The sequence below is a fragment of the Chryseobacterium angstadtii genome, from assembly GCF_001045465.1.
GTDB classification, from domain to species: Bacteria; Bacteroidota; Bacteroidia; order Flavobacteriales; family Weeksellaceae; genus Chryseobacterium; species Chryseobacterium angstadtii.
This window is the reverse complement of the sequence record NZ_LFND01000005.1, coordinates 323328-343894: the sequence shown is the minus strand read 5'-3', so window position 1 is coordinate 343894 and position 20567 is coordinate 323328. Positions and strand designations below refer to the sequence as shown.

The 20567-nt window shown below is 38.9% G+C and carries 18 protein-coding genes; 1 reads left to right on the top strand and 17 read right to left on the bottom strand.

The window, feature by feature from the left end:
• Position 1: 1 nt before the first annotated feature.
• From ACM46_RS16520 to ACM46_RS16500, 5 genes are read right to left on the bottom strand one after another with little or no spacing between them, the layout of a single operon-like run.
• Positions 2 to 1405 carry an MATE family efflux transporter gene (locus ACM46_RS16520; RefSeq protein ID WP_048507774.1) on the bottom strand — a complete coding sequence of 468 codons (1404 nt, stop codon included), beginning with the start codon at positions 1403 to 1405 and terminating at the stop codon, positions 2 to 4.
• Positions 1402 to 3219 (bottom strand): IucA/IucC family protein, encoded by a 1818-nt coding sequence (locus tag ACM46_RS16515; RefSeq protein WP_048507773.1) that lies wholly within the window; start codon positions 3217 to 3219, stop codon positions 1402 to 1404. Before ACM46_RS16515 ends, ACM46_RS16520 begins: the two co-directional genes overlap by 4 nt.
• Before the next feature lie 6 nt (positions 3220 to 3225).
• The gene (locus ACM46_RS16510) at positions 3226 to 4542 is read right to left on the bottom strand and encodes a lysine N(6)-hydroxylase/L-ornithine N(5)-oxygenase family protein (RefSeq protein WP_048507772.1); all 1317 of its coding nucleotides are present in this window, start codon (positions 4540 to 4542) and stop codon (positions 3226 to 3228) included.
• Positions 4535 to 6961, bottom strand: a complete 2427-nt coding sequence (locus ACM46_RS16505) for a GNAT family N-acetyltransferase (RefSeq protein WP_048507771.1) — start codon at positions 6959 to 6961, stop codon at positions 4535 to 4537. The genes ACM46_RS16510 and ACM46_RS16505 overlap by 8 nt, the downstream gene beginning before the upstream one ends.
• Positions 6933 to 8459, bottom strand: coding sequence for a pyridoxal phosphate-dependent decarboxylase family protein (locus ACM46_RS16500; RefSeq protein ID WP_053082718.1), 1527 nt, complete (start codon positions 8457 to 8459; stop codon positions 6933 to 6935). Before ACM46_RS16500 ends, ACM46_RS16505 begins: the two co-directional genes overlap by 29 nt.
• Positions 8460 to 8676: 217 nt before the next feature.
• On the opposite strand from ACM46_RS16500, the gene ACM46_RS16495 reads away from it, so the two are divergent.
• On the top strand, positions 8677 to 9774 hold the full coding sequence (locus tag ACM46_RS16495; RefSeq protein ID WP_048507770.1) for a Fe(II)-2OG oxygenase family protein: 1098 nt from the start codon (positions 8677 to 8679) through the stop codon (positions 9772 to 9774).
• 313 nt (positions 9775 to 10087) lie between these two features.
• Here ACM46_RS16495 and ACM46_RS16490 read toward each other — a convergent pair whose 3' ends face one another.
• The 12 genes from ACM46_RS16490 to ACM46_RS16435 all read right to left on the bottom strand — a co-directional run bounded on the left by ACM46_RS16490 (position 10088) and on the right by ACM46_RS16435 (position 20466).
• Positions 10088 to 10609: a GNAT family N-acetyltransferase gene (locus ACM46_RS16490; RefSeq protein WP_048507769.1), complete on the bottom strand. Its 522-nt coding sequence runs from the start codon at positions 10607 to 10609 to the stop codon at positions 10088 to 10090.
• Positions 10610 to 10619: 10 nt separating this feature from the next.
• On the bottom strand, positions 10620 to 11630 hold the full coding sequence (locus ACM46_RS16485) for a S41 family peptidase (RefSeq protein WP_048507768.1): 1011 nt from the start codon (positions 11628 to 11630) through the stop codon (positions 10620 to 10622).
• Positions 11631 to 11698: 68 nt separating this feature from the next.
• Positions 11699 to 12493 (bottom strand): helix-turn-helix domain-containing protein, encoded by a 795-nt coding sequence (locus ACM46_RS16480; RefSeq protein WP_048507767.1) that lies wholly within the window; start codon positions 12491 to 12493, stop codon positions 11699 to 11701.
• Positions 12494 to 12556: 63 nt separating this feature from the next.
• Complete coding sequence (locus tag ACM46_RS16475; protein ID WP_048507766.1) at positions 12557 to 13138, bottom strand: 5'-methylthioadenosine/S-adenosylhomocysteine nucleosidase family protein; 582 nt, start codon at positions 13136 to 13138, stop codon at positions 12557 to 12559.
• A gap of 353 nt (positions 13139 to 13491) precedes the next feature.
• Positions 13492 to 14568: an NAD(P)H-dependent flavin oxidoreductase gene (locus ACM46_RS16470; RefSeq protein ID WP_048507765.1), complete on the bottom strand. Its 1077-nt coding sequence runs from the start codon at positions 14566 to 14568 to the stop codon at positions 13492 to 13494.
• Positions 14565 to 15095: a YceI family protein gene (locus tag ACM46_RS16465; RefSeq protein ID WP_048507764.1), complete on the bottom strand. Its 531-nt coding sequence runs from the start codon at positions 15093 to 15095 to the stop codon at positions 14565 to 14567. Before ACM46_RS16465 ends, ACM46_RS16470 begins: the two co-directional genes overlap by 4 nt.
• Before the next feature lie 95 nt (positions 15096 to 15190).
• Entirely contained in the window at positions 15191 to 15760 is a 570-nt protein-coding gene (locus ACM46_RS16460) for a Crp/Fnr family transcriptional regulator (protein ID WP_048507763.1), read from the bottom strand.
• Positions 15761 to 15794: 34 nt separating this feature from the next.
• Positions 15795 to 16403, bottom strand: a complete 609-nt coding sequence (locus tag ACM46_RS16455) for a 5'-methylthioadenosine/S-adenosylhomocysteine nucleosidase family protein (protein WP_048507762.1) — start codon at positions 16401 to 16403, stop codon at positions 15795 to 15797.
• A 131-nt stretch (positions 16404 to 16534) separates the two neighbouring features.
• Complete coding sequence (locus ACM46_RS16450; protein WP_048507761.1) at positions 16535 to 17326, bottom strand: T9SS type A sorting domain-containing protein; 792 nt, start codon at positions 17324 to 17326, stop codon at positions 16535 to 16537.
• A 245-nt stretch (positions 17327 to 17571) separates the two neighbouring features.
• Positions 17572 to 18270 (bottom strand): DsbA family oxidoreductase, encoded by a 699-nt coding sequence (locus ACM46_RS16445; protein ID WP_048507760.1) that lies wholly within the window; start codon positions 18268 to 18270, stop codon positions 17572 to 17574.
• An 85-nt stretch (positions 18271 to 18355) separates the two neighbouring features.
• Entirely contained in the window at positions 18356 to 19528 is a 1173-nt protein-coding gene (locus ACM46_RS16440; protein WP_048507759.1) for an MFS transporter, read from the bottom strand.
• A gap of 2 nt (positions 19529 to 19530) precedes the next feature.
• Positions 19531 to 20466 (bottom strand): alpha/beta hydrolase, encoded by a 936-nt coding sequence (locus ACM46_RS16435; RefSeq protein ID WP_048507758.1) that lies wholly within the window; start codon positions 20464 to 20466, stop codon positions 19531 to 19533.
• Between the last annotated feature and the right edge of the window lie 101 nt (positions 20467 to 20567).

Sequence of the window (20567 nt, the reverse complement as noted above, 5' to 3'; positions counted from 1 at the left end):
TTTAAATTTTTATAGTTTTCCATTTACCATTTTTGAAGATCATTAAGAACAATACAGCCAGTACAATTTCCGAAGAAACTATAGCCGTAAAGATTCCTTTCAGTTCCCACTGAAGCCTTACTCCGAGGAAATAAGCCAACGGAAGCTGAATGACGTAGAACATGATCATGTACAGCAGGGTCACCTGCATAATATTACCGGCCGCATTCAGTGCACGGCTGATTACCATTGTAAAGCCCAGTAAGAGATACGCCATAGATACCACATGGATATACTGTACGGCATACCGGGCTACTTCTGCTTCTTTAGTGAAGAAAGTCACCACATATTCGGCGGCAAACTGCCAGAATATAGCAACCGCTACCAGATAGGTCATATTAATTCCTCCTGCCCGCCACACTGTTTTTTCTGCGCGGTCCGGGTTTCCGGCTCCTAAATTCTGACCTGTAAGAACTCCTGCAGCATTTCCTATTCCCCAGGCAGGCATCGTTGCTACAGAAGCAATTCTCTGAGCAATAATGTATCCTGCAAGCGCTGTAGTCCCGAAAGTGGCTATAATCTTAACCATAATCAGCCAGCTGGAAGCAGGAACAATGTACTGTACCAGACCTCCCAGAGCAATTCTCATGATTTTCTTCAGCAAAGGAAGATCTACATGGAATTTTGTCAGGATATTGACACTGGTTTTGCCTGTAAGAAGAATAAAGAACTGGTATAAAACCGCTAATAATCTGGATAATACAGTAGCATAAGCCAACCCCATTAATCCGTAAGCAGGAATAAAACCAAGACCGAACACAAGAATCACCGCAAAGACCATACTTGATATATGGCACAGCCACAGTGATTTCATGGCAAGATCTGCATCTCCGGCTCCTCTGAACAATCCATTGATGGAAAGACGAAGGATCACCAGCCCTATGCTTAAAAAGACCAGCTGTGAAAATGACAGTCCCTGACTTACCGTATTGGTATTGAATCCGAGGAAACTGATGATTTCACCGGCAAAAAGACATGACAAACCTCCAATCAACAAAGCAAAAGCTGCTGCCAGCAATATAATGTAATGGGCGGTACGGCTCATGCCTTCCTGATCTTTTTCACCTGCTCTTCTTGCCGTAAGTGTTGCTGCTGCTATACCTAATCCAATCGCAATGGCATTGGCAAAATTGATATAGTTGTCTGCAATTCCTACAAGACCCAGAACTTTATCTCCCAGTCTGGCAATAATTAAAAGATTGATACTGACAAAAACAGACTCCATCACCAGCTCCATCACCATAGGAATGGCGAGGCTGAAGATAGAACGGTTGATGCTACCGGATGTAAGTTCTACTTTTTTTCCCGCCAGGGCTCCGTACGCAAATACAGAGCCTTCTTTTACAAGATGCAGAAACTTCCTCATACCGTTGTTGCTACAGAGTTTTTATTGGCGATCTGGTACAGCGGATTTGGCAGAGCTCCATCCTTTTTAGGAATAGCAAATGCTTTGTTTTCGCTGTAGCCATTATTTTTCAAACGCAGGCTGTTGATGTAAAATCTTTTGAACGTTGGAATATAGAGATCATACTTTTCGTAGCGCTCATTCAGATGAGGGTTCTGATTTTTGTAATTCTCTATGCACTCATGAACAAGCGTCCAGAATGTTTCTTCCGGAAAGTTGGAATAGGTATGCAAAACATTAGACAAATACCTGAAGAATGCATCAAAAACGCCCAAAAGAATAGACAGAGGTACATTTTCCTTGTTGGAAGACTGAATCAGCCCGTCTGCCAGATGATCAGGAAGTTTTTCCCTTGCTTCTGTGGTCAGTACGATATCATCTACAAAATCTTTAATGACGATTCTCTGAGGCATTCCGTTTTTCAATACCACCATGATGTTTTCTCCGTGAGGAGTCACACAAAGGGAATGGGTGTAATAAATATGAAGCAGCGGTGTAAGATAAGCATCAAGATAGTCTGTAATCCACTGTTGAATGCTGATTCCTGCCTGTTCTGCAAAAGCCTGTACCAAAGGAACTCCGTTTTGATCCACAAAAAGCAGAGAAGCCATGGTGAACATTTCTTCATCTTCTTTTAAATATTTGCAGGCACTTTCGCGCCATAAAGCTCCCAAAAATTCATTGTACTGATAAGGAACTCCTGCAATCGCACTGTACTGAGGGTGCAGATAAGCAATAGCAGCTTCCTCTCCCAGAAATATTGTTTCTTTTGTTTCCAGATAAGCATCATCTTTGATCAGCCCTTTCACCCAGTCTGTAATAGCCGGAGCAATTTTCATCTGCTTAGGTGAAAGTCCTCTGATGTTTCCTGTACTTAAAATAGAAACTGCCGTTTTCAAATATCTTTTCTCAGGATGATCTGTATTGAACAAAGTCCTGATGCTTTGCTGTGGGCTATAGATATCATTTCCTTCTCCTAAAAGTATTAAGATACCGGATGCAATATCGCCTGTAAAATGGATCTTCAGCTTGTGTTCCCACTGCCACGGATGCACCGGAATTAAATTATAATCCTGAACAGATTTACCAATACCGATCAGCTTCTGCTGAAATTCCTGATACAATTCGTCTCCAATCTCGGAACGGTAAAATTTTTCCTGAGCAATATGCTCCAGCGACTGGAAAGCAGATCTGTCTTTATGAGCAGCCAGCCATAAAACTTTCAACGTTTCTCCCGCTTCCGGAGCGAAAGTCTGCAGGTCTGTAGGAGAAAATCCTAATCTGCTTTTATTCACGATCACCCAGGGATGACCCGTCATCTGATGCTCTACCGTCTGGTAATTGCTGGACGCAAGCTCTTTTGAAGACTTTACACCTCTCGATAAAATCAAAGCATCACAGTATAAAGTATGGTGCAGTTCTTCGGTATATCTTGCCAGCGTATTGGCATCCAGATCGAATACGGTCTGCATTTCAAGGAAGAACTGAGGAATGTTCAGCGTTGAGGTTTGTACACCGTTCTCTGTTTTCACGATACTGTCTTTATCAATATACCAGTAATCCATCATTCTTTCCTGTCCGCGGAAACCATATTCAATATTTTCAAATCCGGTTTCAAGTTTAAAGACGGTAAACCCTGCTTCATCTTCAAACACGGCTATTGGCTTCAGCCTTTCCTCATGCATCAGTTCTGCAATGGTTTTGGCCATAAGATCTCTGTTGGCCTGCAGCCAGATTTCCTGGCTGATTGTATTATTTTTTAAATGGGTGTTCATTGTTACTTATATTTTGACCGTTGGCATAGCCGCATGTTTTTCTACATCAAAATCCTGGAACGCTATTTTCTTTTCAATGTGATAGTATTCTCTTCCAAGAATATCATTGATGATATAAGAATTACGGTAAGCCGCCATTCCAAGATCGGTAGAAATATAGCTGTGCGTGTGCACTTCTGCGTGAAGCACATAGATTTCGCCGCCATTATGGTCTATTGAATAATTTCTGTTAACCGCAAATAATCCGCTGGAATCTCTCTTAATCCTGGACTGGATATTCTTCAGGAAAGCAGGTTCATGATAACGGTATCCTGTTCCTACCACCAGATAATCCGCTTCCTGCTCGTAAGGAACTTCTTGCTCTAATTGCGTGAATTCGAGAGTTAAATGGCCCGGGCTGCTGTTGTCTACTCTATCCAGCTGGCTGTTTGGAACAATGGTCAGTTTCGGATCTGCATTATCAATATTCAGGTCATAGATGAAATCATAGATCTGGTTGATGAGGTCATAATTGATTCCTTTAAACTGAGCCTGCTGTTTGCTTAAAATGATTTTCCTTGCCTCTTCCCCTCTGCTGTAGAAATAATCTACGTAATCAGGGGAAGTAAGTTCCAGCGTCAGCTTTGAATATTCCATCGGGAAGAAACGGTCCGGACGTGAATACCAGCCTAAGTGTGTATTTTCGTCACGGCTCTGTAGCAAATCATAGAAAACCTCAGCCGCACTCTGTCCTGAACCAATCACCGCAATTTTTTTACCCTGAGCCAAAAGTTCTTCCTTTCGGTACAGGTATGAACTTGTGTGAAGGATACGTGAATCTTCTTTCGGAATAAACGAAGGAATGTGAGGCTGTGTTCCTGTTCCCAGAATCAGTCTTTCTGTTTTAAATACTTCCGTTTCCTTAGTTTTGGTGTGAACCGTTGTAATCAGATATAATCCGTCTTCATACACGATATCTACAACCTGAGTGGAAAAACGGCACTGTGGCAGCTGGCTTACCACCCATTGGCAGTAACGGTTGTATTCTTTACGAGGGATGAAAAAATCTTCTCTGATAAAGAATTTATACAGCCTGTTTGTTTCTTTCAGATAATTCAGAAGACTTAAAGGATTGGTAGGATCTGCCATAGATACGCAGTCGCACAAAAATGGTGTCTGAAGCGTTACATGGTCAATCATTAATCCCGGATGCCAGTCGAAACCATCTCTCTGGTCAAGGAAAAGTGTTTTTAATTCAGAAATAGGATTGGATAAGGCAGCCAGCCCTAAATTAAAAGGACCGATACCTATTCCGATCACATTATATATGGTTTCATTATTCATGTTCAGTAATTTTTACGGTGAATTGTACGTCTTTGTTCTGTGGGAATTTTTCCCAATACCATTCTCTGTAGCAGAAGTTCAGATTGGCTTTTTTGTGCGGCATTTCAATGACTTTATCTACCTTGAAGCCTACATGGGCTTTGTTCATCATAGAAGCCAGAGAATCTACAGAGCCTTCCCCTACCATTTTACCAACCTCGGGCTGGCCAAAAACATAGTCTACCATAGATTGTGTGGAAGGTGAAACGTATTTTTTCTTCGGATCTGTAGGTGCTATAAACTGGTGGGTTCCGTAATCGGTTGGCAGCACATCATAGTAATCTCCTACAATATCTCTGCATGGCCAGTATATCTCAATATTACACGTAGGCTCGCCGTTGCTCATTACGATATAACTGTGAGCTTCATCCCCTGGAAGCATCAGACGGTAATACGTTTCCAGCTCATCAATCGGCCAGTTCATCTGCCAGATCTTTACAGCATGTTCACGGTTGAACCATTCATGAAGCATCTCAAGATCTTCATCAAGGTTTATTGGTCTCATTGTCACGGTAACATCATCTTTCTGGAAATACCTTTGAAAGAAGATTTCTTGTCCTTTCGGATGAATCAGCTGATCTGAGAAATAATACAGGTGAAGAAGATTCGGAACTTTAGCATAAGAAATAGCTCCGGCACTGGTAATTCCATCAATCTCGTTAGCTACTGCCTTAAAGTTTGTCTTAGTGCCCCAATAACGGTTTTTAAGTGCATAACGCGTAAAGTCCGAAGGGGTTTCCTGATGAATCTGTTCGAATTCGTTGTGCAGGATGTTGATCAATGTTCTCTCTTTTACCCATCCTGTCTTTCCTAATGACGCAACCAGTGCAGAAATATTGCTTACCAGCACATGATAAGAGATAATATCCAGAAGGCGCTCATCTCTGATGAAAAGGTCCTCAATTTCAGGATAATCCTTTGAAAGGCCTGTATATTGTTCTCTTGCGCTTTCTCTTAATAAATAGCCCTGTGCATCTCTTACAAACAGCGTCTGCGGCAGCAACTGATCGTCCAGCTGAATAAGAAGGTTCTGCTGATGAGCCTCAGGAGCCATTCCGTAACGGCTGTATAAATGGTTTAAAGGAGTAATTAATAATTGAATATATTTTGCAAACCAGCTGGTAACTGCTTCTTCCGGGCTTGTTCCCAGCTTTTCGGAAACTTCCGTAAAGAATTTCTGTATAAAGTTTTTCCCGTCTGCAGGTTCGTCCTGACACAGTCTTGCCAATAGAAGTATTTTGTCTTCCGGCTGGAACGGATTTTCACGGATCAGCAGATTAAGGCTTTCGATATTTTTATCCTGATGATAAACGCCCAATGTTACAGGCTCCAGAAGCAGTTTAAACTGGCTGAAATCTTTTTCAAATGCCGTTCCAGCATGTTTACGCCATAAAGCGGATGCATAGCCTCTTGCCAGATCCTTCTCCGTATTGATTCTTATAGATCCTGTTAAAAGAACATTTAAAGAAAACTTAGGCATCCACGGAATATCTTGGCTGTACATACTTCTGATGGAAGATGTTGAATAAAATTCTTCTCCAAAAGCACCGATGCGGATTAAACTGCGGTCTTTAATCATTTCCGCGCCTTCTTTGATAGACAAAAGATAGGTAGCTTCCCACGGATGACACGGAACTACATAAAAATCAGAAAGTTTTTCACTTTCTTTGAGAAACTGATGTTCAAGATCTTCCGGTAAGGAAACCATACTCTTCAGAAACTCGCTGTACGGCTGTTCCAAAACTGAATTTTCCTGAACATTGTTTTTATGAACCAGAAAATACTCCAGCTGAATTCCTTGGTTGAATTCAGGCCCGTAAAGAAGCTGTTCTTCTCTTGAGAAGCCCATTCTTGCTTTTGTAAAAGGATGGAGATTATGGCCCACCGGAAGCTGCTGCTCAGATTCCAGGAAAGAATAGGTTAAGGCATCTTTTTCCTGTAAACCTTCTTCCATGATCATTTCCAGGTTTCTAAGGCTGCTGTGGATTCTTTTGGTAAAAAGATTTAAGCCTTTTTCACTGAATTGTTCTGAAAGCTCGCGGTACACTAATGCTGTCAACTGATCAACATCTGCTTCCTCCACTTTTTGGTTTTTATGGTCCACCACCCATAAAGAGTCTCCATAGTTATGAAAAGTACTTTCGGAACGGTAAGAAACCGGAGCGAATAAAAAGACTTCACTTTTCTTTAACTCAAATCTTATGTGCAATGGAGACGTATTTTTTTCCAAAGCCTGAGCGGTAAGTGTATCGTATTTCGGAACTCCCTGATAAAATTTTCCGTTTCCAAGTTCGCGGAGCATTCCGTTCAGCAGGATCCGGACTGTAATTTCCTGTGCTTTTTCTGTAAGATTACTGGTTTGTACCAAAGTCTTCTCCATGTGATTTTATTTTGTTTAAAATTTGGTGAACGTCTTCTGTCGTCGTGATTGGATTCAGGAAGGTAAATTTCAGGTAGAAATTACCATCCACTTTTGTACTTGCTACCAGAACTTCCCCGCTGTAGAAAAGCTTCATTTTGATATATTGGTTCAAAGCATTCAGGTCTTCAATATCGGTTCTGATATAACGGAAAACCAGAACGCTCAGATCTGTATCCGAAAGCAGTTCAAAGTCAGGATTTTCAGTAATCATAGACGCAACATCTTTGGTAAGGTCTATCACCGTATCTGTGTATTCTGCGAGTTGCTCTTTCCCCATCATTCTTAACGTAAACCAAAGTTTCAAAGCATCAAATCTTCGGGTACTCTGTATAATGGATTTGTTGATCTGTGCAGGAATTTCTTCTTCATCCATTTCTGCAGGATTCAGGTAATCTGCGTGGTGTTTCAGGATTCTTAGTTCCCTTTTATTTTTAACGATGAAAGCACTGCTGCTGATGGGCTGGAAGAAAGATTTGTGGTAATCTATCGTTACCGAGTCTGCTCTTTCTATACCGTTCAGAAGATGACGGTATTTTTCGCTTAACAGCAAAGCACATCCGTAAGCGGCATCCACATGCATCCAGATATTGTACTGTTCTGCAATATTGGCTATATCTTCCAGAGGATCTACATTTCCAAAGTCTGTAGTTCCGGCAGTTGCTACGATTCCGATAGGGATATTCCCCATCTGTTCTTCTCTTTTAATGTATTTTTTAAGCAGCGCAATGTCTATGCAGAATCTTTCATCTGTAGGAACTTTAACGATGCATTTTTCGCCTAATCCCATGATAGAGGCATTCTTTAAATTACTGAAGTGAGATTTATCCGAAACAAAGATTCTGAATCTCCCTGCCTGCGGAGGAAGCCCATCCAGTTTGATATTGTGGCTGTATCTTTTCTGAGAAAAGCAGTCGCGCATCATCACGAGTCCCATCAGATTACTCTGCGATCCGCCTGCCGTGAAAACACCGTCGCTTGTTTCTGCGCTGTATCCTAATTGTGCAGCTGTCCAATCGATCAGCTTTCTTTCCATAAAGGTTCCTCCGGCACTCTGGTCATAAGTATCCTGAGAAGAGTTGATAGCACTTACAAGGATCTCTCCGGCCAGTGCAGGAATTACGATAGGACAGTTAAGGTGTGCCACATATTGAGGAAGGTGAAAAGCTGTGGCATGCTTTACATATATAGTATCTACTTCCTGAAGAAGTTCCTGGTATGAAGATAGTTTTTGATTAAGGTCTATCTGCTCTACCATACCTTTCATTTCTTTAGCTTCTATTCCGCTGAAAGGTTTAACATTTCTGTGAAGAAATTTTCCGACAAGGTCTAAAGTATCTTCTACAGCGGTGCGATAATGATCATAATTATCAGAATGAAAAATATTTCCAAAATTCCCCGAAATGTGAGGTAAGGAGCCTTCCAGGATCTCTCCGGCTGGCATTTGATTGTTGTTCATATACGTATTTGTAAGGTGATTTTTTAAATCAATAAGTTGTTTGCAGTTGGGTGACATATAGATGTATATGCCTGACAGTCAAGTTTTTAAATTTTACATTTTTTTTACTTTTTATTTGGAGATTCGTAAATTATTCATAAATTTGATGGCGCTATTATTATTTAGAATAATTAAAAACAAATATAAAAATTATATTCACACACCAAATATTTTTTTAATGAATTCTACAGAAATTTTAGATAAAGACAGTATTACCGCGGTAAAACTGCTTCCCAGAGTCATTGAGATCACCTCTCAGGAAAGAAGAATGATACAAGATGCGGCAGAGCATCTTCAGAGAAAATACGGAAGCTATGAAAACAGAGAATTTATTACTCACGTACATCAGCTGGCTTCTTATTTCTTACCGGAAAGAATTTTACATATAGCAGCTGATTTTGCCAGCGACTTCTCAAAAAATCAGTATGGAGCACTGGCATTCAGAGGATTAATGGACATAGACCAGGAAAGTATAGGAACTACTCCTCCGAACTGGCAGTCCGCAGATTATTCCAAATTCAATCTATATGGTTTTGCCTGTGCCTTAATTCATGGTGCGCTTCCATCCAAGCCTGTACAGTATTATTCTCAGCGTAAAGGCGGAGGACTGATGCATGCCATTATTCCGGATGAAAAAATGAGGGAAACCCAAACCGGATCAGGATCCTCAACAGATCTTTATGTACATACAGAAGATGCGTTTCTGAAACATCAGGCGGACTTTTTAAGCTTTATGTACATCCGTAATGAAGAGCAGGTGCCATCTACTCTATATTCTATCCGTTCCCACGAATCTATCGGTGAAAATTTCAGACCTCTGTTTGAGCGTAAGTTTAAAATTCCGAAAGATGCCAATCTGGAAACAGGAACTGACGAAGAAGAAGTACTGGATGCCATTCTTTACGGTAATTATGAGCTTCCTTTCATGAGATTTGATGCCGCAGAACAACTTTTCAATCCAAGTATCAGACAGGCTGATGATGCTCATTATCACCTGAATGAATTCTGGGAAGAGGCAAGACATCTGATTTATTCAGGTTTCACACCGCAGGCCGGAGATGTTATATTGGTGAACAATCACTTATGCGCCCACGGAAGATCTGCTTTCAGAGCGGGAGTAAGAAACATCGATGGTATAGAGTACCGTTGCGAAAGAAGAATTATGCTTCGTATGATGAGCAAAGTAAGTCTGATGGAAATGAGAGCCCACACGCTTACGGAAGACCCGTTCTTCGTCATTGAAGAACATCTGGGTAAAAACTTTGAAAATATTTAAATGTCTTATTAATATTTGATAATAATTATGATGGATCCTTTTAAGTGTAATGCTTAAAAGGATTTTTTTTTTACTTTTTTAACCATTAAGAATATTTAAGTTTTTAAGAGGATTAAGATGAGCTTCGCTTTAAGTGAGCATATATCTGAAATAAGCACATCTTAATTACACTTTAAATAAAATAATATAAAACACTATATTAAAGCAATATACATTAATTTAAATAAAGTTATTTCTATGAATGATTAAACAAAAAAGCTCCAACCCGGGTTGAAGCTTTTGTCAGTTGATTTCTTTCAAAACTGATTTATAATTAATCTAAAATCTTCTTCATCATTAAGTCGGTCTGATCATCATTTCCCAGCGTAAATGTATGACTCCCGAATTCTTCAAACCCGTTTTTTCTGTAGAAACTGAGTGCTTTCAGATTCTTTTCCCAAACTCCCAGCCATAAATAATTTTTCTTTAGTTTATGGCCTACTTCCATCGCTTTATCATACAAAAGCTGTCCTATTTTTTGTCCATGATGGCTTTTTTTCACATATATACGTTCGATCTCCAGAGCAGTATCATCCTGCAGTTCAGTCTGTGCCGCACCGGAATTTAATTTCAGGTATCCCACAGACGTATCTTCTTCCCAGGCAATAAAAAAATAAGAATCCGGATTGTTTAATTCCGATCCCACTTTCTCCGTACTGAAGCTTTTCTCCAGATATTCTTTCATAGCTTCTTCCGGATTGCTTTCTGAAAAGGTTTCCAAAAACGTCTGTATTCCTACCTCCTGTATGGTTTCCAGATCTTCGGCTGAAGCTTTATGGATAATTATTGACGACATATTATGGTTTTTATTGCTCTAATTTATTAATAAGATTTTTTATTTCAAGTATACTTAGCTCTGTTCTTGTTCCTGTTTTCAGAATATCTTTTAAAATTCTAATATGGGCGGCTTTTAAAGCGTTTTCAGGTTTTACTTCCAAATCTGGAGTCACTCCTACCTGTTCCCAGTTTTTATGGCTTATAACCGACTTTACTTCTCCTGCCGGAACGAAAAGGAAATATTTATTTTGTAGGATGAAATGCTCTCCCGGATTGGCACCGCCACCTGTTGTTTCTCCAATAACTTCAGCTACTTTATGCTCCCGTAAAAAGAAAGCCATACCTTCTGACGCAGAAAAAGATTTTTCACTGGTCAATATATAAACCTTTTTATGAAGGTATTTCTGTCCGGAAACTTTAGGTTGTGTGCTGTTCATGACCGTTTTATCTTTATTCCTGAAGTAGGTTGTATAAAGATCAGTCTTTTTATCAAAAAAATAACTACAGAACAACAGAAGCATTTCATTATCTCCGCCACCGTTTTCTCTCAGGTCAATGATGAGCGAATTGGTGTTGGCAACAAAATTCATGGCAGCCGCCAATGTTTTTTCACTGGATTTAGCACTTGCAAAACCTTTAAGATTGATGTAACCAATATTACCTTCCATCCGGAGCACATTTTCAAAGCCAAAATTTTCAAGACTGTTGTGGAAATCATTTTCTTTCTCTTTCTGCTTTTCGTCTACCAGCTTTTCAGGACTGTATTGATCGAGATATTTAAAGAAAAAATGTTTGTCTTTGATATCTGTTCTTAATTTTTGAGTGATAAATGTTGAAAAGTCTTTCTTATTCAGGTTATTAAAAGTTCCCTTTTTATATTCGCTCTGAAGTAAAGAATCTACTTTTTTGTAAGTTTCTTTATTAATATAATGGCTCTTCACTTTCTCTGTAATCTCAGACAGTACCGTTTTGATATCCTCTTTCTGAGCATAGGAAACCAGAGAATAGAAAAGAGAAATTGCGATGAGTATTTTTTTCATTGAAATTAGATTTAAGATTTCAGCAAAAATATTTCAATAGAAAAAAAATAAATTGTAAAAATGGAAACTTAGATGAACAGCCAGATATTATTCTTCCTCGTATCTACATGTTCAAAGAACTTCTTGGGGCTTATTTTAGTAAACTCCTTAAAGTCTTTAATGAGATGTGACTGATCATAGAAAAGATTTTCATAAGAAAGCTCTGTGAGATTTCTGGCCGTTTTATTGGATATCAAAGCGTTACGGAATCTCTGGATTTTTCTGAACTCTGAGGCAGGTTTAGCCAGATAACGTTTAGAGATTTTATTGAGATACTGCCTCGTTATACCATTTTTTGCCGCAATTTCTTCGATGCTGAGCTCAGTTTCAAAATCGGTCAATATGGAGTATGCCAACGCCAAATCTTTCTCCCTGAATTTTGAAAGCCAATAATCTTCCAGTGTTTTGATCTGTATTTCCCTGTCCGGCTCATTTAAAACATTAGCTAACATCTCTTTAAGGTCTGAGAGCTGAATATGCTCTTCTAAAACTTCACACCCGTCTACCTCAAAGAAATGATAAATCCCCAATGGCTTAAAGTAAAAAGTAATTTCATCCACAGACTGCTGATAAAAAATTTCAGTAGGAACAGAACATCTGAAAACAAAGTCCATCTCCAAATTTTCTGTTAAGGATCTGTACACCTCTACCCATCCCTTTCTTACACTCACGGTCACATCCTTAGAAGCTGATACAATGAAATAGTTGTCCGGAAACGTAAGATATCTGATCGGTTGATCACTATCATCTTTTTCTATAAAATAATAGCCCTGCATATATTTTTTAAGCAAGGGATGCTTGGGCTCATAAAAAGTAACTTTCATATCAAGTCAGTCGGGAATTTAAAATCATATAGAAAACTGCTGCTGAATTTCCGTAAACCTGTATTATGAAAACAATATCTTTTTAAACGCCTCAGAAGCCAAATGTACCTGAACAGCCCAGTCATCTGCGGCATCACTTCCTGCATCATCGGAGATATATTTCAGGCACAGAAAAGGAATATTCTCCTGCTTTGCAATCAGGGCAAGCGGATAGGCTTCCATATCTACAATATTATAATCTGTTTCGGAATGATTCATCTCAAAACTGTCGCCGCTGCCGCAAACACCCTCTTCCAGTCCGTTCATCTGAAGACCATATTCCAGAACAGGAGGAATTCCGGATAGCGGAGTTTCATAAAGACTGAAACCAAGACCTCTCACATCCATATCTCTCTGAATAAATTTCGTACAGCAGACCACTTCACCCTTACTGAAGTTTTTACTGCCTGCAGACCCCAGATTAACAATCAATTTGGGTTTTCTGAAGTGAATTTCTTTAGTCAATTTTATAGCAGCATTTACTTTTCCTATTCCCGTTACCAATTTATTTTTCCCATCAAAAGCCTTTCCCGCTTCCGAATCCAAAGCAAAGACAAACAGGGTTTCTGAAACCGGATATTGAGTTTCGGCATTGATTTTTATCATTGAGTATACATATTTAAACAAAAGTAAGCATTGATCGGATAAAACGAAGGTTATTTCTTTTTTTATTCATTGAAACAGAATAAAAAAACACCCCGGTGTGAGGTGTTTTTATGCTAAATTTTACAGTTTACTTTATTTTGTTCAGAATAAGCAAAGTCACTGATGAAATTACCTGGATAAAATGTCCGCTTAATAAGGCGTGAAGCCAAATTTCCTGGTTGTCTTAAACCTAAAAAACTAAGAGTCTGTCTAAAAAAGTAGAAATAAAAAAGAGTAAGGGCCAGTAGTGATTAATCAAGTAAAATTACGGATAATTCATGGAAATATTCTTTAGATAGCCGGTATTTTCTGCGTTACATGATACTGTTGAGCTCTTTAATTAAACCCGTCATAAAAACCTGTGCATCATGGTGTTTCAACAGCGGAGCTGCCTGCCCGCTCCAGAAAGATTTGAATTCCGGGTGCGCTTCTGTGTTGGCAGGATAAGCTCCGAGCTTTCCTGTAATTTTTCCCTGAAGAGGATATGGAGCCAGAGCATGCTGTACTTCATGCAATTCTTCTGTAAGGCGGTTTCTGATACCTCTGGAAAGTCTTCCGGTAAATACTTTGGTGAGTGTGGTGTATCTTGCGTTTTCGGAAAACAGTAATTTCCGGTGAATATTGCTGGTTCCCGACTGTTTTGTGGCTAAAAATGCCGTTCCGATCTGCACGGCATCGGCTCCGAGGCTGAAAGCAGCTTTCACTCCCCTTGCATCGGCAATTCCTCCGGCTGCAATAACGGGAATCCGGACATGGTCTGCCACCTGAGGAATGAGTGAAAATGTTCCTACCAAAGACTTTTCTGCCTGCTCCAGAAATGCAACCCTGTGCCCTCCTGCATCAGAACCGGAAGCAACCACAGCGTCCACACCTGCATTTTCTATGGCAATGGCTTCATCCAGTGTGGTAGCAGTTCCCATGGTTTTAATGCCGAGCTGCCTGCATTTTTCCAGAATATTTTCAGAAGGAATACCGTAAACAAAACTGAAGACAGAAGGCTTAATGTCCAGAAGAGCCTCTACCTGTTCTTCAAAACCGGGGCTGGTAGGAAGCGGAAATGAAGGTGGTTCTATTCCCGTTTCTTCAAAATACGGCTGAAATATTTTAATGACTTTCTCAAATTCTTCTTTCTGAAACAGATCAATATCCTCATCCCTGTCTTTTACCCAAAGATTAAGATTGAATGACTTATTGGTCTGCCGCCTGATTTCTTTTGAAATACTGATCATTTCTTCCCGGGAAAAAGGCTGGGCACCAAAAGAACCTAAACCGCCGGCATTAGAAACCAAAGCCGTAAGTTCCACTGAAGAAAGCTTTCCTCCAAACGGTCCCTGAATGATAGGAAACTCAGTCCCGAATATTTTTGTGAATGGTGTGTTTTTCCAGTTCATGGCATTGAATTTTGTCCGATCAACTTAAACTGAAGTACAAAATCATCATGAATCAATTTATCCCCAAGGTTGGGAAGAAATTTACCGGAGCCATACTTCATATTGTACAGTGTGCGGTCTATCACAATTTCTCCAAGAGCATGAAGAAAATCTGTAAAAATCTCTACGGAAGTGATAAAACTTACAGGATTTGTGATATCCTTAATGGTTAAGTCACCGGTGATCTTATACTTTTCTTCTGTTTTTTCTGCGTGGGTAATGACCAGTTTTGCTGTTTTAAACTGATGTGTGGAAAAAAAATCATCATGATTCAGATGATCAAGAAAGTCCTGGCTTATTTTAGGATCTTTAATATCCGTAATAATGATACTTTTCATATCAATTACAATTTCCCCTCCGGTAAGATCCTCATTTTCAAAGCTCAGGTAACCGCTTTCGATAGAGATGGTTCCTGTGTGAAGTCCTAAGATCTTTTTGCCTGTCCAGTTCACTGTACTGCTTTCAGGCTGAATACTAAATTTTGTCATTGTCTTTATGTATTAAAGTTTCTGTGACAAAATTGGAAATATAAGCAGCCTTTTGAAAGGATTCACCTCACATTTAAATGGTGATCTGTATCACATTATTTTAAGGTATAAAGCCTGCTTAGCGTTTCACGGGTCACTCCTAAATAAGAAGCAAGAAGATGTTTGGGAAGTTTCTGAACAAGATCAGGATAATCTGAAAGAAATTTTTCATAGCGTTCCCTGGCACTGCTGCTCAGTAAAGTAAGAATTCTTTTTTGCAGGGATACATTTCTGCGGTTGGTTTTTTTTCTGAAAAAATGTTCAACTTTGTGCAATTCTTTACAGAGCTTTTCACGATTGTTATTGCTTAAACATAATACTTCCGTATCTTCTATACAGTCTATATTCAATGTGGCTGCCTTCTGATAGTAATAGGCCTCATAATCTGTAATCCACCAGTCTTTTGTTCCGAAAAGAATAATATGAACCTTTCCTGCCGCGTCGGTATAATAAGATTTTACACAACCGGACAGAATAAAATAATCATCCATAACCTGCTGCTCTTCCTGAACAAGAAACTGATGTTTTTTCAATTTTTTATAGGTAAAATGACTTAAAATATAATCAAATTCCTGATCAGAGATTTCAATGACATTTAGTAGCTGCTGCTTTAATATTTCACTCATAAGTATTGTTTTATCCGGTTGATCAGAAAGCAGATCATTTAGTCTTGAGCAGATCCGAATTTTCGGTGAAAAGTAGTTTTTTAAAGGCTTCAGAAGCCAGATGTACCTGAACAGCCCAGTCATCTGCGGCATCACTTCCTGCATCATCGGAGATATATTTCAGGCACAGAAAAGGAATATTCTCCTGCTTTGCAATCAGGGCAAGCGGATAGGCTTCCATATCTACAATATTATAATCTGTTTCGGAATGATTCATCTCAAAACTATCGCCGCTGCCGCAAACACCCTCTTCCAGGCCGTTCATCTGAAGACCATATTCCAGTACAGGAGGAATTCCGGATAACGGTGTTTCATAAAGACTGAAACCAAGACCTCTCACATCCATATCTCTCTGAATAAATTTTGTACAGCAGACTACTTCACCCTTATTAAAGTTTTTACTGCCTGCAGATCCCAGATTTACAATCAGTTTGGGCTTTCTGAAATGAATTTCTTTAGTCAGTTCTATTGCCGCATTTACTTTGCCTATTCCCGTTACCAATTTATTTTTCCCGTCAAAAGCCTTTCCTGCTTCCGAGTCCAAAGCAAAGACAAACAGAGTTTCTGAAACCGGATATTGAGCTTCGGCATTGATTTTTATCATGGAGTATACATATTTAAACAAAAGTAAGCATTGATCGGATAAAACGAAGGTTATTTTTTTATTCATTCAAACAGAATAAAAAAACACCCCGGTTTGAGGTGTTTTATACTGAATATCGATTTAATCAGATTTTAATTTTTAATAAACTTGGAACTGAAATCTCCGATTTTATAGATGTAAATTCCTTTCGTTAAAGTTTCAACATCAACAGAAATTTTGCTATCATTAGAACTGAATGTTTTATTGATCACCAGTTTTCCTGCAGTATCATAAACCTGAACTTTACTAGCTCCGTTTCCTAGATTGATAATATTCAGAACTTTGTTGGCCGGATTTGGGAATGCTGCTAATTTATTTTGTAACTGAATCTCCTTTGATGTCAGTGTAGAAGTAGATAATGCATAAACATCAAACTGATTGGTAGATCCGTTCACCCAATTATGAACAATCAATTTGTTGGTGTTATTGACATTATCGTGATACACTTCAAAATTTTCAGAGGACTGTTTAGAGGATGGATTCGGATGGAAGTCTTTAATCAGATTACCGTCTTCATTGATTAGCAGAAGCTTGTAAGTAATATTTCCTGTTACTGTATCCTGAAAATAGGTTTCAACCATAAATTCATATTTATCATCCGTGTTGAAAATATGCTTGGACATAAAGAAAGAGTTGGCTCCAAAATATCCTGAATAAAACATTCCATGATTAGCAGGCATTGGAACATTGACGGTCTTTTGTAAAGTATAATTTGAATTATAAATTTTGATCTTGTTATCAGAAGTTTTTGATACATACAGAGTAGAATTGTCTTTATTATAGACAAATACATCTTCATTATCCGCGAAAGAATGTTCAAGGTTGATTTGACCAAATACACAGCTCGTAGCTATTACAGCTAACGATAATAAAATTTTTTTCATGGTTAGAATTGTTTTTTTAGCATTTATAATTCTGCAAAACTAGTCTTTTTCTACGAATTCCACGAATGTCACGGCCTTTCAACAGTGTCGTTCGTGGAATTTTTGTTAAAAAAATAGAACAGTCATAAAGCTGGAAAAGAATAAAATTTAAGGAATTAACCTTAAAAATTTAATAAAACGGCATTGTCGTTCTGTATTTAGACTTTAATAACTTCCTTCTTCCGGCTTCAGACTTCCTTACATAATTAAACACTACAACCGTCAGTATCACATGAAGCTCCACCCTGCGAAAGGTCTTTAAAAGGACTTACTGTTTCTTTATAGGTTTGTTGGAGCGCATCTGCAAACACTTCAGCCGGCTGCGCACCCGAAACGGCATACTTCCCATTCAGAACAAAGAAAGGCACACTTGAAATACCATTGTTTTTTGCTTCCTGAATATCCTGACTGATTTCATAATTAAGTCCATCGGATGTTAAAACCTGTCTTGCTTCCTCTTTATCTATTCCTGAATTTTCAGCAAGGGTAACAAGTTCATCAATGTCGCCTACATTTTTTCCGTCAATAAAATGAGCTTTAAAAAGGGCTTCTTCCATTTCGGAAGACTTACTGTATTTTTTAGCCAGATGAAGTAATTTATGAGCTGTGAAAGTATTAATGATAAGGGCTTTTTCAAAATTGAAATCTATTCCGACTCCTTTTCCCATCTGGGCTACCTGACCAATCATCTGAGCAGCCTGATCTGCCGGGAATCCTTTTTTCTCTTTAAAATATTCAATGGTATTTTGTGTCTTTACCGCATCAAGACTTGGATCCAGCTGGAAACTCTTCCATTCGACTTCCACTTCATTCTTAAAAGGTAATTTTTCAAGGGCCTGTTCAAAATTATGCTTTCCGATATAGCAGAAAGGACACATAATGTCTGACCATATTTCTATTTTCATTTTTTTTGATTTTAATTCCTGGTGAAATTTTTAATACATCAAAATTACTACATTTTACAATTGTAACAAAATTTATTACAGTATATTATCGGCAGGGAATAATAATCTTCTTCTTTTCCGCTCTTTTTTCCAGAATACTTCTCAAAATGATCATGCAAAAAGCCAGAATACCAAATACAAAGCCTATCCACGGATTGTAAGAGGCGCCTTTAGTGACAATCATCCATCCTCCCAATGCAGTTCCCAACGTTACCCCCAGGTTTCCGAAAGAAGTAGCTAAACTGTTGGCAAATTCCAGAGAATCCGGGACGGAAGAGATCATATAAGTTGAAGCATTTTGAAAGCTTGGAGAATACAGAAAACCCCAGACCGCTATAACAATGATATTTGCAGGCATACTGTCTCCCGAGAAATACAGTAGAAAAGGTATGATTACCGTCCCGGAAAGGAACAAAGCCGTTGTTTTTGATACACTCCAGCTCAGCATTTTTCCTGCTATCCAATTGGAAAAAACTCCAATAATCCCAAACAGAAAAAGCATATAACTGATCATGGTACCATCCATCCCTTTCGCTTTATTCAGATAATCGGCAAAATAGCTGTACGTAGAAAACCAGGCTGTTATCATAAAAAAATTCATTGCTGTACTGATGATAAAGATGGGTTTGGACAGAATTTTAAGCTCGCTTTTATAAGATTTCTTTCCGTTTACAGGCATCGAGGGAAGCTGAAAATAAATAACCATCAAAGCCATTATACTGACTGCAGCCTGAACCGCGAAAGAAGATTCCCAAACCCATACACTGGCCAGCCATGTTGCAAAAGGAACCGTAGTTACCATAGCTAAGGCAACCCCAATAAAAACAATGCCCATCAGCTTGTTTGATTCCTTTTTATCCGAACCTGATACTGCAACTGATAAAGCGGTTGCAATATAAACAGGCTGTAAAAATGCCGGAAGTATCCTCACCAGCATTAGCAACCAAAAAGGAGGTGACATAGCGGAAACCACCGCAGTAAGAAGAAAAACAGCAATAGCAGCAAGCATCACTTTTCTGCGGTCGAATCCGGACATCAGTAAGGTCATAAAAGGTCCTGTCAATGCAATAATCAATGCAAAAGCACTGAGCAGCCAGCCTGCTTTGTCAATACCGATCTGATAATGCTCTGCAATCTGGGGAAGGATTCCAATTACGCCAAATTCTGTAGTAATCACTGCTATAAATCCAAGACATCCGATGTAGGCGTATTTTTTCATCGTTATATTTCAATGGTTTCAAGATGATGATGAGCAAAAGCGGCCATTTCTATAACGGCTTCATCAACTTCATTAAGGATTTCTCCCATATGCATAAAACCATGAACCATATCTTTATAAAAACTGATATCAACCGGAATTCCTGCATTTTTCATATGCTGTGCCAGTTCTTCTCCTTCATCACTTAAAGGATCATGTTCAGCAATAAGAACCAGTGTAGGCGGGGTATTTTTAAAATCTTTTATCAAAATCGGGACCGCTAAAGGATCCGGAGTAATTTCACCTTCTGGATGATACCATTTCCAGGCTTGAATACCGCCTTCTTTATTCAGAACAGGGCCATTCTCATAAGTTTTCCATGAATCTGTATTGAAACGGTTATCTGCAGCCGGATAAATCAATGTCTGAAATTTCAGAAATTCTCCTACCTGCGTGGAAACACTTGTTGCAAGGGCTCCTCCTGCACTGTCGCCTATCAGTCCGATTCTGTTTTTATCAATATCCAGAAATTCAGCATTTTCAAGAACCCAATTTACCGTATCAACACAGTCATTCAGCCCGGCAGGGAAAGGATGTTCAGGAGCCAGTCTGTAATCTATGAAAATCACTGCCGATCCTGTTTTATTGGCCAGTTTACGGACTACAGCGTCGTGGGTTTCAAAACCTCCTGCAATAAACCATCCGCCGTGAATGTAAATAATCGCGGATGATTTTCTGACACTTTTTCCATTCGGACGATAAATACGGATCGGGATACTGTGATTTTCCATCGGAATATTCAATTCTTCTATCATGGCAACAGCTTCTTTTTTTCCACTAAACTGAAGTGACATGGTTTCAAGATATTTCCGGGTATCATCCAGTGGATTCTGTGCATTGAATGACTTTATTTTTTCTAAATGATCGACGATCTGTTGTATGGATGATGTGAGTTTCATTATTCTTATTTTTCCTGTTAATGATATTTTATGGAAGGGAATATGAGCGCTATTATTCCCAGAACTGTATTCTATTTTCAGTTTCTGGGGACAAAATTAAT

What these genes read in the sequence shown, in the direction of transcription:
- ACM46_RS16520 (WP_048507774.1), bottom strand. Translation starts at nt 1,405, where the DNA reads ATGAGGAAGTTTCTGCATCTTGTAAAAGAAGGCTCTGTATTTGCGTAC.
- ACM46_RS16515 (WP_048507773.1), bottom strand. Translation starts at nt 3,219, where the DNA reads ATGAACACCCATTTAAAAAATAATACAATCAGCCAGGAAATCTGGCTG.
- ACM46_RS16510 (WP_048507772.1), bottom strand. Translation starts at nt 4,542, where the DNA reads ATGAATAATGAAACCATATATAATGTGATCGGAATAGGTATCGGTCCT.
- ACM46_RS16505 (WP_048507771.1), bottom strand. Translation starts at nt 6,961, where the DNA reads ATGGAGAAGACTTTGGTACAAACCAGTAATCTTACAGAAAAAGCACAG.
- ACM46_RS16500 (WP_053082718.1), bottom strand. Translation starts at nt 8,459, where the DNA reads ATGAACAACAATCAAATGCCAGCCGGAGAGATCCTGGAAGGCTCCTTA.
- ACM46_RS16495 (WP_048507770.1), top strand. Translation starts at nt 8,677, where the DNA reads ATGAATTCTACAGAAATTTTAGATAAAGACAGTATTACCGCGGTAAAA.
- ACM46_RS16490 (WP_048507769.1), bottom strand. Translation starts at nt 10,609, where the DNA reads ATGTCGTCAATAATTATCCATAAAGCTTCAGCCGAAGATCTGGAAACC.
- ACM46_RS16485 (WP_048507768.1), bottom strand. Translation starts at nt 11,630, where the DNA reads ATGAAAAAAATACTCATCGCAATTTCTCTTTTCTATTCTCTGGTTTCC.
- ACM46_RS16480 (WP_048507767.1), bottom strand. Translation starts at nt 12,493, where the DNA reads ATGAAAGTTACTTTTTATGAGCCCAAGCATCCCTTGCTTAAAAAATAT.
- ACM46_RS16475 (WP_048507766.1), bottom strand. Translation starts at nt 13,138, where the DNA reads ATGATAAAAATCAATGCCGAAACTCAATATCCGGTTTCAGAAACCCTG.
- ACM46_RS16470 (WP_048507765.1), bottom strand. Translation starts at nt 14,568, where the DNA reads ATGAACTGGAAAAACACACCATTCACAAAAATATTCGGGACTGAGTTT.
- ACM46_RS16465 (WP_048507764.1), bottom strand. Translation starts at nt 15,095, where the DNA reads ATGACAAAATTTAGTATTCAGCCTGAAAGCAGTACAGTGAACTGGACA.
- ACM46_RS16460 (WP_048507763.1), bottom strand. Translation starts at nt 15,760, where the DNA reads ATGAGTGAAATATTAAAGCAGCAGCTACTAAATGTCATTGAAATCTCT.
- ACM46_RS16455 (WP_048507762.1), bottom strand. Translation starts at nt 16,403, where the DNA reads ATGATAAAAATCAATGCCGAAGCTCAATATCCGGTTTCAGAAACTCTG.
- ACM46_RS16450 (WP_048507761.1), bottom strand. Translation starts at nt 17,326, where the DNA reads ATGAAAAAAATTTTATTATCGTTAGCTGTAATAGCTACGAGCTGTGTA.
- ACM46_RS16445 (WP_048507760.1), bottom strand. Translation starts at nt 18,270, where the DNA reads ATGAAAATAGAAATATGGTCAGACATTATGTGTCCTTTCTGCTATATC.
- ACM46_RS16440 (WP_048507759.1), bottom strand. Translation starts at nt 19,528, where the DNA reads ATGAAAAAATACGCCTACATCGGATGTCTTGGATTTATAGCAGTGATT.
- ACM46_RS16435 (WP_048507758.1), bottom strand. Translation starts at nt 20,466, where the DNA reads ATGAAACTCACATCATCCATACAACAGATCGTCGATCATTTAGAAAAA.